A 15,550-nucleotide genomic window follows, 5' to 3' on the forward strand; every position below is an offset into this window, starting at 1 on the left:
TCCTGGCCGTCCTCGGCCCAGCCGGTCCGGCCCGCGCCTGCACCCCGCACGCCAGCAGCACGTTCTGCCCCGAGGCTTGGGTTGCGCAACCGACCGGGGGGCGCGATACGGATGGGCAAGGCTTCGGGACGGACCCGGCCTTCGCGGGGCAGGACGGCATCCATGTCGAAGGGGCCGTCGTGATCGACGATCCGCCGCCGGAGGCCGACGGGCAGTTGTGAGGGCGGCGGGCCGCTGGCCGGGGTGCAGGCTTTCCTCTGCACGCAGCCGCTCCTTGTGCCCGGCCGCGCCGGGCGATCCGTCTTGCCCCCTCGGGGTCCATGACCATCCGCAGGTCGAGGCTGGCGGCGATGATGTCGCCCTGCGGCTCGACGATCTGCACGCTTCGGGATGATCTCCAGCCCGAAAAGAATGGCGTCCCGGATGGCGGCCAGGGGCAGTCGCAGCGCCAGCGAGACCGGGAACCTGTTCACCGAGGACAGGTAGATCAGCGTCCGCAGGAAATCGCTGAGCGTCCACATGAACTGGAACAGCGCGACCGAGATCGGCGCGGGCGTCAGCATCGGCACCACGATGAACAGCAGCACCTGCCAGGACTTCGCGCCGTCCACGCGCGCGGCTTCCTCCATGTCGCGGGGGATCGACCGCAGGAACTGCACCGGCATGAAGACGAAGAACGCGTCCCCCGCAAAGGCCGAGGGCAACCACAGCGGCAGAAAGGTGTCCAGCCAGCCCATTCCGGAAAACAGCAGGTATTGCGGGATGCGCGTCACGCCATTGGGCAGCAGCAGCGAGGCGATCAGGATCTTCTTGCCGGGAAAGTCGAACCGGGCGAAACCGTAGGCCACCGCCGCGTGGGAGATCACGGTAAAGACCGTCTTCGGCAGGATGATCAGGAATGTGTTCCAGAAGAACCGCCCGAAGGTACAGAGGGTCGAGGTCCGCCATCCCGCGATGTAACCCGACAGCGTGGGGTTCTGGGGAATGAAGCCGGCGAGGCGAAGATCTCCTCGTTCGTCTTGAAGGACGCGCGTCACCAACTATGGCGGCGGCAACACCAGCGCCAAGGTCATGGAGACCGATCCGCTGACGGGCGATCCGGTCGAGGTGCTGTGGGTCAAGGGTTCGGGCGGCGACATCGGGTCGATGGGCATGGACGGCTTCGCCACGCTGTACATGGACGCGTTGCGCGCGCTGAAGGCCAAGTATCGCGGCCCCGCGCATGAGGACGAGATGGTGGCATACCTGGCCCATTGCACCTTCGGGCTGAACCCGCGCGCGGCCAGCATCGACACGCCGCTGCACGCCTATGTGCCGCGTGCCCATGTCGATCACGTCCATTCGGATGCGATCATCGCCATCGCCGCATCGGTCAATTCGCGGGAACTCACGCGGCAGATCTTCGGGGACGAGATCGGCTGGCTGCCCTGGAAGAAGCCCGGCTATGAACTGGGGCTGTGGCTGGAAAGGTTCGCGACCGAGAACCCGCAGGCCAAGGGCTGCGTGCTGGAAAGCCACGGGCTGTTCACCTGGGCGGATGATGCCAAGGAGTGCTACCTGACCACGCTGGCGATCATCAACAAGGCGGCCGACTGGCTGGACCGCACCACCGGCGGCAAGCCCGCCTTCGGGGGCGCCGCCCGTCCCACCCTGCCGCCCGCGCAGCGCCGCGACATCGCCGCGCGGCTGATGCCCGCGATCCGTGGGCTGATTTCCAGGGACCGCCACAAGGTCGGCCATTTCGACGACGGGGCTGCGGTGCTGGAGTTCGTGGGGTTCGCGATGCTGGAGACGCTGGCACCCTTGGGCACCTCCTGCCCCGACCATTTCCTGCGCACCAAGATCCGCCCGCTGGTGGTGGATTTCGACCCCGCCAACCCAGACCTGGACGCGACGATGGCGGGCCTGGAAAAGGCCGTGGCCGATTACCGCGACGATTACGCCGCCTATTACGACCGCTGCAGGCACCCCGACAGCCCGGCCCTGCGCGATCCGAACGCGGTGGTCTATCTGGTGCCCGGCGTCGGCATGATCACCTTTGCGGCGGACAAGGCCACGGCGCGGATCTCGGGCGAGTTCTACGTCAACGCCATCAACGTGATGCGCGGGGCGTCGGCGGTTTCCACCTATCAGGGCCTGCCGGAACAGGAGGCCTTCGACATCGAATACTGGCTGCTGGAGGAAGCGAAGCTTCAGCGGATGCCGAAACCGAAATCGCTGGCGGGCCGGGTGGCGCTTGTCACCGGCGGCGCGGGCGGGATCGGGGCGGCCACGGCGGAACGCTTCCTGCGCGAAGGGGCCTGCGTGATGCTGGCCGACATTGATGAGGCCGCGCTGAAGACAGCCCATGAGGGGCTGGCAAAATCCTTTGGCCGCGACGTGGTGCGGTCGGTCCCCATGAACGTCACCGACGAACATCAGGTCGCGCGCGCCTATGCCGAACTGGCGGTGGAATTCGGCGGCATCGACATCCTGGTGTCGAACGCGGGCATCGCCTCGTCCGCGCCCATCGAGGACACCTCGCTGGCCTTGTGGAACAGGAACATGGACATCCTGTCCACCGGCTATTTCCTTGTCTCGCGCGAGGCGTTCCGCACCTTCCGCGCCCAGGGCATCGGCGGGTCGGTGGTCTTCGTGGCCTCGAAGAACGGCTTGGCCGCCAGCCCCAACGCCAGCGCCTATTGCACCGCCAAGGCCGCCGAAATCCACCTGGCCCGCTGCCTCGCCCTGGAAGGGGCCGAGGGCGGCATCCGCGTCAACGTGGTTAATCCCGACGCAGTGCTGCGCGGCTCGCGCATCTGGGAAGGCGAATGGCTGGACCAGCGCGCCGCGACCCACGGCACCGACAAGGAGGGGTTGGAGGAGATGTATCGCAAGCGGTCCCTGCTGAAACGGTCGGTCCTGCCCGAGGACATTGCGGAAGCGGTCTATTTCTTCGCCTCGGACCTGTCGGCGAAATCGACGGGCAACATCCTCAACGTGGACGCGGGCAACGTCCAGGCCTTCACGCGGTGACCGCCATGATCGACAGGACCATCATCGAGGCCGGAAACGCCGCCCGCACCGCCGACCTGACCGCCGATTACGACGCTCTGGGGGCGCGGCTTGCGCGCCGGGGCGTGGACATCGAGGCGCTGACCACCCGCGCCATGGGGTTCGGCGTGGCCGTGCCAAGCTGGGGCACCGGCACCGGCGGCACGCGTTTCGCGCGCTTTCCCGGCGCGGGCGAACCGGCGGGCATCATGGACAAGCTGGAGGATTGCGGCGTGATCCATGCGCTGACCGCCGCCACGCCGCGCGTCAGCCTGCACATCCCCTGGGACAAGGCCGACCCCGCCCTGCTGGTTGAGAAGGCGGAAGAAGTCGGGCTTGGCTTCGACGCCATGAACTCCAACACGGCTCGCTGTCCCACACCGACGCCGCGACCCGCCGGCAGGCCATCGAGCATAACCTGGAATGTATCGAGATCGGCCGGGCCATCGGGTCGCGCGCGCTGACGGTCTGGATCGGCGACGGGTCGAACTTTCCGGGCCAGACCAGCCTGTCGCGGCAGTTCGACCGTTATCTGGACTCGATGAAGGCGATCTATGCCGGGTTGCCCGACGATTGGCGGCTGTTTTCCGAACACAAGATCTATGAACCCGCCTTCTATTCGACCGTGGTGCAGGACTGGGGCACCAGCCTGATGACCGCGCAGGAACTAGGCCCCAAGGCGCAATGCCTGGTGGACCTGGGCCACCACGCCCCTAACGTCAACATCGAGATGATCGTGGCCCGCCTGGTCCGCGCGGGCAAGCTGGGCGGCTTCCACTTCAACGACAGCAAGTATGGCGACGACGACCTGGACAGCGGCACCATCGAGCCCTTCCGCCTGTTCCTGGTCTGGAACGAACTGGTGGAACTGGAAAACACCCCCGGCCTCGACCTGGCGCACATGATCGACCAGAGCCACAACGTCACCGACCCCATCGAAAGCCTGATCGTCTCGGCCGTGGAAATCCAGCGCGCCTATGTGCAGGCCAGCCTTGTGGACCGCGCGGCGCTGGCGGGGTTCCAGGCGGACAACGACGCGCTGATGGCGGCGGCGACCCTGCGCACGGCCTTCCGCACGGATGTCGAACCGATCCTGCAAATGGCGCGGCTGCGCGCGAGCGCGGCGATCGACCCGATCGCCGCCTATCGCGCCTCGGGCTGGCGGGCGCGGGCGGCCGAGCGGCGGCCCAGGGCCAGCGGCGGGGGCGGCGGGATCGTCTAGGAACGACGGCGGAACGCACCGGACCAGCCACCACCCGCATCGCGCGGGCGGTGGCTTTTCTTGCTGTCGCCCTCAGCCGATGATCCGCACGAAGGTGCCCGAGGGGCGCATCACCGCATCGACCTTGGCGGGGTCGGTGTGGTAATAGCCGCCCAGATCGGCGGGCTTGCCCTGCCCCGCCGCCAGTTCGGCCACGATGGTGGCCTCGTTCTCGGCCAGGGCCTTGGCGATGGGGGCGAAGTGGCGGGCCAGATCGGCGTCCGCCGTCTGCGCGGCCAGCGCCTGCGCCCAGTACAGCGCGAAATAGAAGTGGCTGTCGCGGTTGTCGGTCTGCCCGGCCTTGGCCAGGGGCGAGCGGTTGTTGTCCAGCACGCCCTGGGTCGCGGCATCGACCGCCTCGCCCAGGATGCGGGCCTTGGCGTTGCCCGTGGCCTCGGCCAGGAACTTCAGGCTTTCGCCAAGCGCGCAGAACTCGCCCAGCGAATCCCAACGCAGGTGGTTTTCCTCCATGATCTGCTGGACGTGCTTGGGGGCGGAACCGCCCGCGCCGGTCTCGAACATGCCGCCGCCGTTCATCAGCTTGACGATGGACAGCATCTTGGCGCTGGTGCCCAGTTCCAGGATCGGGAACAGGTCGGTCAGATAGTCGCGCAGGACGTTGCCGGTGATGGCGATGGAGTTTTCGCCCTTGCGGATGGTTTCCAGCGACAGCCGGGTCGCCTCGCGCGGGGGAAGGATTTGGAACCTGTCCGACACGCCCTCGGCTCCCAGGATGGGGGTGACGTATTTGATCAGTTCCGCGTCATGGGCGCGGTCGGCGTCCAGCCAGAAGATCGCCTGGCACCCCTCGGCCTTCTGGCGGGAAATCGCCAGCCGCACCCAGTCCTCGATGGCCGCCTGCCGGGTCGAGGCCGCGCGCCAGATGTCGCCCGCCCGCACCTTGTGCCGGTGCAGCACGTCGCCATTGGCCAGCACGATTTGCACCGTGCCGTCATGCGGGATCTGGAAGGTGGTCGGGTGCGATCCGTATTCCTCGGCCTTCTGGGCCATCAGGCCGACGTTCTGCACCGTGCCCGCGCTTGCCGGATCCAGCGCGCCGGTTTCCTTGAAATAGCGCACCGCTTCCTCATAGACCGCGGCGTAAGAGCTGTCGGGGATCACGCAGTTGGTGTCCGCAGCCTTCCCGTCCGGCCCCCACCCCTTGCCGCCCGCGCGCAGCAGCGCCGGCATCGAGGCGTCGATGATCACGTCCGAGGGCACATGCAGGTTGCTGATGCCCTTGTCCGAATTGACCATGTACATCGGCGGCCGGTCGGCCAGGACCGCGTCGATCTCGGCCCGGATGGCTTGCCCCCCGGGCATGTCGGCCACCCGCTCCAGCAGGGTGCCGAGGCCCGAGTTCGGGTCCACCCCCGCCGCCTCCAGCGCCGCGCCATGCTTGTCGAACACGGGCTTCAGGAACTGCTTCACCGCATGGCCGAAGATGATCGGGTCCGACACCTTCATCATCGTGGCCTTCAGGTGGATCGAGAACAGGATGCCCTCGCGCTTGGACACCTCGATCTGTTCGGCCAGAAAGGCGTCCAGCGCCCGGGCCGACATGAAGGTGGCGTCCACCACCGTGCCTGCCGGATAGGCCACGCCGTCCTTTAGCACGGTGACGGACCCGTCATCCGCCACCAGCTCGATGCGCGCCTTGCCGGCCTGCGCTTCGGACAGGGTGGCCGAAATCTCGTTCGTGCGGAAATCGTCGCCCGACATGGTGGACACGCGCGTCCTGCTGTCCGCCGACCACGTGCCCATCGAATGGGGGTTGGCCTTTGCATAGTTCTTGACCGCCACCGCCGCGCGCCGGTCCGAGTTTCCTTCGCGCAGCACCGGGTTCACCGCCGATCCCTTGATGGCGTCGAAGCGGGCGCGGATGTCGCGTTCCGCGTCGGTCGCCGGTTCCTCGGGATAGTCGGGGATGTCATAGCCCTGGGCCTGCAATTCCTTCACCGCCGCCACCAGCTGGGGAACCGAGGCGCTGATGTTGGGCAGCTTGATCACGTTGGCCGTGGGCGTCTTGACCAGTTCGCCCAGTTCCGCCAGGTCGTCGGACTGGCGCTGCGCCTCGGTCAGGCGTTCGGGGAAGGCCGCGATGATCCGCCCGGCCAGCGAGATGTCGCGCGTGCCCACCGTGATCCCCGCCGCCAAGGCAAAGGCCCGGATGATCGGCAAAAGCGAGGCCGAGGCGATTTGCGGGGCTTCGTCAACCTTGGTGTAGATGATGTCAGGGGCGGGCAGATCAGCCATGTCGTGAACCTGTCTTGCAAAAGGTGGTTTCGGTATCCGTGCCTTAGCAGAGGATCCGGGCGGCGTCAGCGCCCCACCGCACCCGCCACGCGGTTTCCTGCGCGCGGGCCGCGATGGCAGGGGCCGCCCGCGCGCCCCTCGGGGCGACGATGCCGAAGACGGCGTCAGCAGGGCACGCGATCAGGACGCCCCGCCCCGAAGCCCGGCCAGAGAGGCCCAAGACGCAGCCGCTGACGGCCAGCATGACGGTGAGGGCTGTCACAGGCGTCAGGGACGGGGGCATCGCGCGTTCGCGCCGCGGCAGGGCTCAGACCACGGTGACCGTGATGTCGTCCACGCCCTCGACATGGCCGGTCATCACGTCGCCGCGCACCACCGCGCCGACGCCCGCCGGGGTGCCCGCGAAGATCACGTCGCCGGGGCGCAGCGCGAACAGGCGCGACAGATGGGCGATCATTTCCGGCACCTTCCAGATCATCTGGTTCAGGTCGCCTTCCTGGCGCGTCCGGCCATTCACGGCAAGGCGGATCGCGCCCTGCGCGGGATGGCCCACCTCGGACACCGGGTGGATGGCCGAACAGGGGGCCGAGGCCTCGAAGGATTTTCCCGTTTCCCAGGGACGGCCCATCTTCTTGGCCTGGCCTTGCAGGTCGCGCCGGGTCATGTCCAGGCCCACGCCATAGCCGAAGACGCAGTCCAGCGCCTTGTCCAGCGGGATGTCGGTGCCGCCCGATTTCAGCGCCACGACCAGTTCGATCTCGTGATGCACGTCGTTCGTTTCCGGGGGATAGGGAAAGTCCTTGCCGGGCGGAAGGATCGAATCGGGGTTCTTCTGGAAGAAGAAGGGCGGTTCCTTGTCGGGGTCGTGGCCCATCTCGATGGCGTGGTCGGCGAAGTTGCGGCCCACGCAATAGATGCGGCGCACGGGAAACAGCTTGTTGCTGCCCGCCACCGGGATGGTGGGCGTGGGTTCGGGCGCAAAGACATAATCGGCCATCGGGGTCATCTCGTTCATCATCTCGCTCCTGCGGAGTATGCGATGCGTTTCTCGGCGTTTTCAACGATCGCCGGCAGCACCATGGCGGCGGCGAACAGGATGATCTTGCACAGGATCGTGGCGGGCGAGGCGCCATGGGGCCGCGCCCTGTCGATGATCCTGACCCGGCCCATCATCACGCCCAGGGGCACGCCACGCCGACGGCAAGCCGCCTGGCCGACCAGGGCATCCCCTTCGACGCCGCGCGGTCATGGTCATCCTGCCTTTCCCTGGCGAACTCAGGGGAAGGATTGACCATGATGCCGGTCCTGTCCCGAAAGCGCCTTGAAACATTCCTGAATCCGTCAGCATGGCGCGACGCTACAGCGACACCTCGCGCCGGTCGGCGTGGCGGCACAGCCATCGCCGCACCTGCCATTCGGGGTGATCCTGCTGCCAAGGGGCAAGGGCGGCCTGCCCGCTGATCGTGCAGGTCATCAGCGACACCTCTCGGCCGTCGAACAGAAGCGAGAAGTCCTTGCAGACCGGCCCGGTAGTCAGGCAGGCCGAGATCAAAAGCTCGATCATGATGACAATCCTTGATGACAACGCATGGGTCATGGCTGGCGCGATCCAGCCACGGGGCCAAGGATCGGCCACCGCCGGGGCCGGTTCATCCATCAGATGATGGAAAGCGGCGTTTCCGGCGCCCAGGCCTGGCCGATCAGGTCCAGCACGGCGCGCCACTGCACATGCGCGACCAGCTCGCCCTCGTCCGGCCAGGCGACGCAGCGCCAGCCGGGATACAGGGCGCAGTATTCAAGCGCGGTCTCGAAGGGCGCGTTGCCGTCCTGCTCGCCATGGATCAGGGTGACGGGACAGGCGACATGGCCCAGATCCCCGGGCCAGTCCTCGTGGAACAAGGGCAGTTCGGTGCAAAAGGCGGTTTCCGACCAGGGCTCGGCGAAAAATGTCTTGTCCACCCCGTCGCGGAAGGCCGCGGCGACCTCGGGGTCGGCCATGGCGCGGGCGTCGGCGGGGATGCGCGCCAGGATCCCGCGCAGATAGCGTTCCAGCCCATAGGTCGATATGACGACCCTCATGCTGCGGATCAGGAAGGGCAGCACCCTGGGGCTGTAGCGGGCGCAGGTGCGGGTGAAGCGCGCGATGGGGATCAGGCGGCGGTATTGCGTGTCGTTCAGGATCGGAAAGCCCGCGCCGATGGCGAAGACGGCCCGCACAAGGTCCGGCGCGGCCCGCGCCAGCATCAGCGCGATGCGGATGTCGTGGCCGGGGGCGACCACCACCGCCGATCGCAGGCGCAACTGGCGCATCAGCGCGCGCAGGTCGGCCACGGCGATGTCGAAGGGGTGGCTGCCCGGCGGGACGGGATCGCTGCCGCAATAGCCTGCGCGAAAGGGCACCATCACCCGCAGCCTGCGCCGGGCCATGTCGGCCTCGGCCGCGCGCGGCAGGCGCCACAGGCCATAGTTCGACTGCATCCAGATCACCGGCCGCCCGGCGGGATCGCCGAAGCTCAGCACCTCCAGCCGCCGCCCGTCCGGCATCCGGTGGAACCGCTGGTGGGGCGCGGGCGCGGCGAGGGGGCGCGGGGGTTCGGCTCCCGCCGGGACCGACTGCGCCAGCACCATCGCCAGGCGCATCAGTTCCGCCTGGCTGCGGGCGCCGGTCTTTTGCAGCACCGCGTGCAGCTGCGACCGCACGGTGCCCGCGCCGCGCCCCGTGGCGGCGGCGATCCCCGCGACGGTGCCGCCCCCGGCCAGCCTGCGCATCACCTCGGTCTCGGCCCCGGTCAGCCTGAAGACCCGCGCCAGAAGATCGGACACCCCGGGGGGCCAGGCGAACTCGCTGGTCACGGCCAGCACATGGCGGCGGCTGCCCGTGTGCGGCATGGCCTTCAGATGCACCAGGACCGCATGGTCGAAGCCTGCCGGACAAAGCCGCAGGATATCGTCGGCGGGGGTTCCGGCCGCGATCTGCGCCAGGCGCGTCGTCAGGATGTCCATGTCGGCGGCGTCCAGCGCCATCCGGCGGACCGAGCCGCCGGGGCACAGGCCGAACAGCCGGGCGGCCCCGTCGTTCGAGGCGACGACCGTCCCGTCCCCCGCCAGCACCATCGCCGCCCCCAGCATCGCCGACAACAGGTCGTTGGCCCGGCGCAACTCGGCCGCCTGCAACTGTTCCAGGATCTGCAGCACCCCGGCGATCTGGTGGGCAAAGGCGGGGCCCGCGAATTCCGCAAGGCGCGGCTGGCTCATGCCCGCGCGTTCCATCTGCGCGTCCCAGAGGGTGATCAGCTCATCGACACGCTCGGGACTGACCGAGGCATCCAGAAGATGCTCGACCAGTTGCCAGGATCGAACCCTGTCCTCCATGGCGCCCCCCTTGGGAAAGTGTCCCACCGACGGGCCGCCCGATCAACCGCCCATGGGGGCGGCCATGGGCGGCCTTAGGCCAGAAGATCCGACAGGGCCATGGCGTTCGGTCCCGCGACGCCCCATCCCGTCGGCTCGTCCACACCCAGCAGGACGATGGTGCCCGAATTGCTCAGGGTCAGGATCGTGTCGGTGTCGCCGTCCCCATCCACGTCCTTCCAGCGGCTTGCGCTGACCCGCAATCCGCCGCCAAGCACCAGCCGATCCTCGCCGACCGTAAAGTCCCGGACCGTATCGGCCGAGGGGCCGTCGGCTGCGCGGAAGATGAAGTAATCCGCGTCCGACCCGCCTGCCAGAAGATCGGCCCCCGACCCGCCCCAAAGCCGGTCGCTGCCCGCCGCGCCGCGCAGATGGTCGCTGCCCGACCCCCCGTCCAGCCTGTCGTCCCCGTATCCGCCGTAAAGGTAATCGGCCCCGTCCAGCCCGAAGATCCTGTCCGCGCCGTCGCCGCCCCACAGAAGATCCCTGCTGTTCGTTCCCGTCAACCTGCCGCCCGCATCCTGCGCAAACCTGATCGCCATCGCAGCCTCCTGTTGCCTGAAGCCTCTGGATGGGCCGACGGTGATCCCCCGTTTCAGGGCGCGCATCCATCAGATGATAGAGACGCCTTGCCTTTCCTCATGCGGAAATGCCGTTCGCGCCCGGGGCCGCCTGCACGGACGCGGGCTGGACCCCCAGGCCGATCAGCAGCGTGTTGCTCCGGGTCAGCACCAGCACGATCATGCCGGTTTCCAGCGTCACGATCAGCGGATGGATCTCCAGCCCGCGCGACAGCGCGCCAGTGAGCGCGCCGCTACGCAGGATTGTCAGCGTCAGGTCGGTCAGGATCAGCACGCGGGGATCGCGGGCGACCGCACGGGCCAGCACGACCAGTTGCTGCGCGGCCAGGGGCAGCGTGCCCGCCGGGGCGTCAAGGTCGATGGAGGTGCGGGCGAACCGGGCCAGCACGGCGGCGGCCCGGTGGCGGTGACGGACCCCGCCGCCGGGACGAAGGGGATGCCCGCGCCGCGCGCCGCCTTGATGGCGTCGTCAAGCCCGGTGGCCACAGTCCTTGTCGATGAAGGACCGGATCTGGTTGGTCTGCTGGCCCACGTCTTTGTTGAAATCCGACACGGCGAACTCCGACACGACGCCTTCGGCGATCAGCCCCCGACCGGCGCAGATCAGGGGTGACGCCCAGTCACCGTGCCGCAAAACTGTCCCGGAACAGGCGGTTGATGTCGTCAATCACCGGGCCTGCGCCGTCCCACGCCGTCAGTCCGTCGGTGACGCGCTGCGCGGCGGCCTGCTGGAAGGCCATGGCGCCGTCGTGCCGGGGGCGCAGCCAGGCCCCCTCATGGGTGGCGCGGGTCGCGCGATAGGTGTCGGCGGTGGCGGCATTGACGCGGTCGTCCTCCCACGCCGCAGCCAAGCCGGGCTGGCCGCCGGACGCGGCATAGGGGCCGGTCTGCGCCTCGGGGCCCGCGATCCAGTAGGCGAAGTCCATCGCGGCCTCGCGGTGATCCGAGAAGGCCGAGACCGCGATCCCCGTCCCGCCAAGCGCGGATCCGACCGGGCCGCCCGTGCCCGCCACCGGCATGTCGGCAAAGCGGATCTGGTTCGGCCGGAACCCCGGGATCGCATAGCTGACATAGCAATAGATCAGCGGCGCGCAGGCGATGGGGGATCCGGGGCGGGCCATCTCCTCGAAGACGGCGATGGGGTCCATGCCTGCGCAGGCGGGATCCACCAGGTCGGCCAGGCCGCGCAGCATCTGCCAGACGGCGGCCCCGGCCTGCGGGCCGATCAGTTGGTCCCCCGTGACCTGGCAGGGCGTCCCCAGGTTGCCCGCCAGCGAATACAGGCACATCAGCGAATGCGGCGGACGCAGGGGCAGCATCACGCGGCCTTCGCGCGCAAGGTCCATGACCTGCTTCCAGGTCGCGGGCGCGCGGTCCAGCAGGTCGGGCCGCCAGGCCAGGACCTGCGTGGCGGCGTCGATGGGAAAGCCCCATTGCCGCCCCTGCCAGCGATAGCTGGGAAAGGACGGCCCCACGCTGCCCGCCGCCAGGGCGGCGAACTCGGCCTCTCGCCCCGGCACGTCCAGGGGCGCAAGGCAGGTCTCGCGCGTGATCTGGCCGACATGGGGATGGTCGATGACGATCAGGTCATAGGCGCGGGCCAGATCCTCGACCGGATAGCTTTCAAAATCCTGAAGCGAGCGTTGGTCCCAATCGATCCGCACGCCCGTCCGGTCCGCCCAGAGGGCCGAACAGGCCACCATCGGATCATGGCCCCGCGGATGGTTCCAGGTCATGCCCTTCAGGACCGTCACAACCCGAACTCCTTGCGGATGGCGGCGCTGTGGGCGCCGATCAGGGGGGCCGCGTCCCGCACGCGGGGGCGCTGGCCGTCCAGGCGCAGCGGCAGGCGGGTGGTGCGGATCGACACGCCGTCGCCGCGCGTCACGGTTTGCAGCATGTCCAGCGCCGCAAACCCCTCGGACGCCATCAGTTCCGGCCAGTCCAGCACCTTGGCGCACCAGATGTCCGCAGGCTCCAGCACGGCCAGCCAGTCGTCCACGGTCCGCGTGGCCACAGTGGCGGCGATCAGGCGCTTGATCTTGTCGCGTTCGGTGAACCAGCTTGCGGGGTCGTCGCGATAGGGGGCCAGGTCCGCGATCCCCATCAGGTCGGCCAGCTTCGCGATGGGCGTCATGGCGATGGCCAGGAACCCGTCACGGGCCTGGTAAACGCCGTAAGGCGCCGACAGATAGGCGTGCGCGCTGCGGAAGGACGACCGGCGCGGGGGGCGTTCGCCGTCGTTCAGATAGGTGGTCAGAACCTCGAACTGGAAATCGACCAGCACTTCCAGCAGGCTGGTCTGCACCTGCATCCCCGTCCCGGACACCCCGCGCCGCACCAGCGCCGCCAGGATCCCCTGGCAGGCGGCCGCGCCCGCCAGCATGTCGGCGATGGCCAGGCCAAAGGGCACCGGGCCCTGATCCTCGTCCCCGTTCAGCCACATGGCGCCCGACCGCGCCTGCGCCAGCAGATCCTGCCCCGGCCGCGCGACCCAGGGCCCCTCATCGCCATAGCCCGAAATCGAGGCATAGACGAGGCGCGGGTTGATCGCCCGCACCGCATCGTAATCCAGGCCCAGCCGTTCGATGACCCCGGGCCGGAAGTTCTGGATCAGCACGTCCGCCTGGCCGATCAGCCGCTTCAGCGCCCCCAGGTCGGCGGGGTTCTTGAGGTCGATGGCCAGGCTTTCCTTGCCCCGGTTGATGGCGTGGAAAATGGTCGAATCCCCGCCGATTTCCGTGTCCGACAGATACAGGCGGCGCGACAGGTCGCCCCCGTCGGGGCGTTCGATCTTGATGACGCGGGCGCCCATGTCCGCCAGCCGCAGCGAACAATAGGGCCCCGACAGGAACTGGCTCATGTCCAGCACGGTCAGGCCGTCCAAAGGCAGGCTTGCGAGATCACTCAACCCGGTCTCTCCCCAGGCATTGGCATTTCGTTGGTAAATGACACTTTCATTTATGGAATGTTTAGGCAAGCGCCAATATGGGCGCGGCGCATGAAAATGCCCCGGCCGCAAGGACCGGGGCGAAGGGCATGTCGGCAAGGCGTCAGGCGGATGCGGGACTGCGCGAGATTTCCTGCCCCGTGGCGATCAGCATCTTCAGCACGGTTCTGCGGTCCAGGGCGTCGGGGCGGTCCAGACGCGCGACAAAGGGACAAGTCAGCGCGGCCAGCACCCCGCCGTTCGCATCCAGGATCGGCACCGACAAGTTCCAGACGGCGGGGGTCTGCTGGCTTTCCATGGCCTCGTATCCCTTGGCGCGCACGGCGGCCAGGCGCGCCTCCAGGTCGGGCGGGGGGGTCTCGAAGGGCAGGGCCTCGTGTTCCTGGAACATCAGCGCGCGCTCCTCGGCCGAGGCATGGGCCAGGATCACGTGCCCCGAGCCGGAATTGACCAGCCCGATCCGCGCGCCCACGCGGATCGTCAGGCCCCAGTATCCTGCCGCCTCGACCTGCGCGATGACCACCAGGTCGCCCCGGTCATAGCGGACCAGGTGGCAGGCCTGTTCGGCCTTGTTGGTGAAACGGCGCATGGGGGGCATCGCCTGCCCGACCAGGCGGCGGATCGGCGGGCTTTGATGGGCCAGCAAGAACAGCTTCATGGTCAGGGCATAGCTGTCGCCTTCGCGCGCAACATAGCCGCGCCGGGCCAGGCGGTCCAGCATCCGGTAAAGCTCGGTCGGGCTGCGGTCCAGGGCCTGCGCGATCTCCTTCAGGGTCATGCCCTGTTCGGATGCGGCCAGCAGTTCCAGCATGTCCAGCCCCTTGTCCAGCGCGGGGGCGCGATAGCGGCCTTCTTCTTCGGGGTCGGACATCGCTTTTCCTTCAAAGGCTGGGCAGGGATGCTTGACGATTGACCCCTTGGGGTCAATCGCGTTCAAGTGCAATCGTCGTTTTCACGGATGGAACGCAAGATGGCGCGGAACCTGCTTCTGTTCGTCGGCACGCTGAACCGCGAGACGCCCTATTTCCAGGGCGCGCGCGGGAACGGGCTGCGCGTCCTTTCCCTGGACGAGGCGACGCTGGAGGCACGGGATCTGGCCGGATGGCCGCATGTGGAAAACCCGACCTTCCTGTCGGTGACGCCCAACGGCGCCCGCATCTATGCCAATTCCGAGGTGGCCGAATGGCGCGAAGGGCTGGTGACCGCCCTGGCCTTCGACCGCGCGGCGGGGCGGCTGGAGTACCTGAACTGCCAGCCGACGCTGGGCAGCATCGCCGCGCATAACGTCCTGTCGCGCGACGGGCGGCGCCTGTTCGTCGTCAACTATACCGTGGGCGAGGGCGGGCCGGACCAGTCGCTTGCGATGTTCGACCTGCTGCCGGACGGGCGGCTGTCGCCCGCCACCGCCAGCGCCGCCCACAGGGGCCGGGGCCCGGATCCGCAGCGGCAGGAACGCGCCCATGCCCACAGCCTGGCCGAGATGCCCGGCGGGCTGCTGGTCGTCGCCGACCTGGGCTGCGACCGGCTGGTCAGCTATCGCGCCACAGGCAACGGATTGCAGCGGATCGCGGAAACGGCAACCGCGCCCGGCGCGGGGCCGCGTCACATGGCCACCTTCGGGCATCTGGTCTTCACCGTGAACGAACTGGATTCGACCGTGACCGCCCACAGGCTGGATCCCGGCACCGGCGCGCTGGCCCCCATCGACGTGCAGCCCACGGTCCCCGAACAGGCGCGGTCCGGGAACCATTGCTCGGACATCGCGGTCACGGGCGACGGGCGGTTCCTGTATGCGGGCAACCGGGGGCATGACAGCGTGGCCGTCTTCGCGGTCGAGGGCACGGGGCACCTGAGGCCCTGCGGCACGGTGCCGTCCGGCGGGCGGACGCCCCGCAACCTGGCCCTGACGCCATCGGGCCGTCACCTGCTGGTCGCCAACCAGAACAGCGACCGCATCAGCATCCTGGCCCGCGATGCCGGTACCGGCGCGCTGACCGACACGGGACAGGGCATCGCCATCGGCACCCCGATGTGCCTGAAATTCGCCGCCTGATGAAG

Annotated in this window: 15 protein-coding genes; 4 read left to right on the forward strand and 11 right to left on the reverse strand. The window is 68.5% G+C overall.

Going from position 1 to position 15,550, the window contains the following annotated elements:
* Positions 1-1,037 (reverse strand): carbohydrate ABC transporter permease (locus JX613_RS16545; RefSeq protein WP_336512322.1); only part of this gene is annotated, 1,037 nt, incomplete at its 3' end.
* Positions 1,038-1,071: 34 nt separating this feature from the next.
* Here JX613_RS16545 and JX613_RS16550 point away from each other — a divergent pair.
* The 3 genes from JX613_RS16550 (at position 1,072) to JX613_RS19990 (ending at position 4,255) form a co-directional block, all read left to right on the forward strand.
* Positions 1,072-3,015 carry a bifunctional rhamnulose-1-phosphate aldolase/short-chain dehydrogenase gene (locus JX613_RS16550; RefSeq protein ID WP_207102576.1) on the forward strand — a complete coding sequence of 648 codons (1,944 nt, stop codon included), beginning with the start codon at positions 1,072-1,074 and terminating at the stop codon, positions 3,013-3,015.
* Positions 3,016-3,020: 5 nt separating this feature from the next.
* Positions 3,021-3,497: a hypothetical protein gene (locus JX613_RS19985; protein WP_237168642.1), complete on the forward strand. Its 477-nt coding sequence runs from the start codon at positions 3,021-3,023 to the stop codon at positions 3,495-3,497.
* A 77-nt stretch (positions 3,498-3,574) separates the two neighbouring features.
* On the forward strand, positions 3,575-4,255 hold the full coding sequence (locus JX613_RS19990) for a hypothetical protein (RefSeq protein WP_237168643.1): 681 nt from the start codon (positions 3,575-3,577) through the stop codon (positions 4,253-4,255).
* Between the two features lie 72 nt (positions 4,256-4,327).
* Here JX613_RS19990 and JX613_RS16560 read toward each other — a convergent pair whose 3' ends face one another.
* From JX613_RS16560 to JX613_RS16605, 10 genes are all read right to left on the reverse strand, one after another.
* The gene (locus JX613_RS16560; protein WP_207102577.1) at positions 4,328-6,550 is read right to left on the reverse strand and encodes an NADP-dependent isocitrate dehydrogenase; all 2,223 of its coding nucleotides are present in this window, start codon (positions 6,548-6,550) and stop codon (positions 4,328-4,330) included.
* 307 nt (positions 6,551-6,857) lie between these two features.
* Positions 6,858-7,547 carry a fumarylacetoacetate hydrolase family protein gene (locus tag JX613_RS16565; RefSeq protein WP_207102608.1) on the reverse strand — a complete coding sequence of 230 codons (690 nt, stop codon included), beginning with the start codon at positions 7,545-7,547 and terminating at the stop codon, positions 6,858-6,860.
* 17 nt (positions 7,548-7,564) lie between these two features.
* Positions 7,565-7,723, reverse strand: a complete 159-nt coding sequence (locus JX613_RS16570; RefSeq protein WP_207102578.1) for a hypothetical protein — start codon at positions 7,721-7,723, stop codon at positions 7,565-7,567.
* A 184-nt stretch (positions 7,724-7,907) separates the two neighbouring features.
* A complete protein-coding gene (locus tag JX613_RS16575) occupies positions 7,908-8,114 on the reverse strand; it encodes a hypothetical protein (RefSeq protein WP_207102579.1) in 207 nt (68 codons plus the stop codon).
* Positions 8,115-8,206: 92 nt separating this feature from the next.
* On the reverse strand, positions 8,207-9,922 hold the full coding sequence (locus JX613_RS16580) for a LuxR C-terminal-related transcriptional regulator (protein ID WP_207102580.1): 1,716 nt from the start codon (positions 9,920-9,922) through the stop codon (positions 8,207-8,209).
* A 74-nt stretch (positions 9,923-9,996) separates the two neighbouring features.
* Positions 9,997-10,503: a calcium-binding protein gene (locus JX613_RS16585; protein ID WP_207102581.1), complete on the reverse strand. Its 507-nt coding sequence runs from the start codon at positions 10,501-10,503 to the stop codon at positions 9,997-9,999.
* Between the two features lie 97 nt (positions 10,504-10,600).
* Positions 10,601-10,930: a hypothetical protein gene (locus JX613_RS16590; protein ID WP_207102582.1), complete on the reverse strand. Its 330-nt coding sequence runs from the start codon at positions 10,928-10,930 to the stop codon at positions 10,601-10,603.
* Between the two features lie 232 nt (positions 10,931-11,162).
* The gene (locus JX613_RS16595) at positions 11,163-12,296 is read right to left on the reverse strand and encodes an extracellular solute-binding protein (protein WP_207102583.1); all 1,134 of its coding nucleotides are present in this window, start codon (positions 12,294-12,296) and stop codon (positions 11,163-11,165) included.
* Entirely contained in the window at positions 12,293-13,453 is a 1,161-nt protein-coding gene (locus JX613_RS16600; protein ID WP_237168645.1) for a CaiB/BaiF CoA transferase family protein, read from the reverse strand. The genes JX613_RS16595 and JX613_RS16600 overlap by 4 nt, the downstream gene beginning before the upstream one ends.
* A gap of 142 nt (positions 13,454-13,595) precedes the next feature.
* A complete protein-coding gene (locus tag JX613_RS16605) occupies positions 13,596-14,363 on the reverse strand; it encodes an IclR family transcriptional regulator (protein WP_207102584.1) in 768 nt (255 codons plus the stop codon).
* 99 nt (positions 14,364-14,462) lie between these two features.
* Between JX613_RS16605 and JX613_RS16610 the strand changes: the two genes are divergently transcribed.
* Positions 14,463-15,545, forward strand: a complete 1,083-nt coding sequence (locus JX613_RS16610) for a lactonase family protein (RefSeq protein WP_207102585.1) — start codon at positions 14,463-14,465, stop codon at positions 15,543-15,545.
* The last annotated feature ends 5 nt before the right edge of the window (positions 15,546-15,550 follow it).

The organism is Paracoccus shandongensis, from assembly GCF_017315735.1.
Lineage (GTDB): Bacteria > Pseudomonadota > Alphaproteobacteria > Rhodobacterales > Rhodobacteraceae > Paracoccus > Paracoccus shandongensis.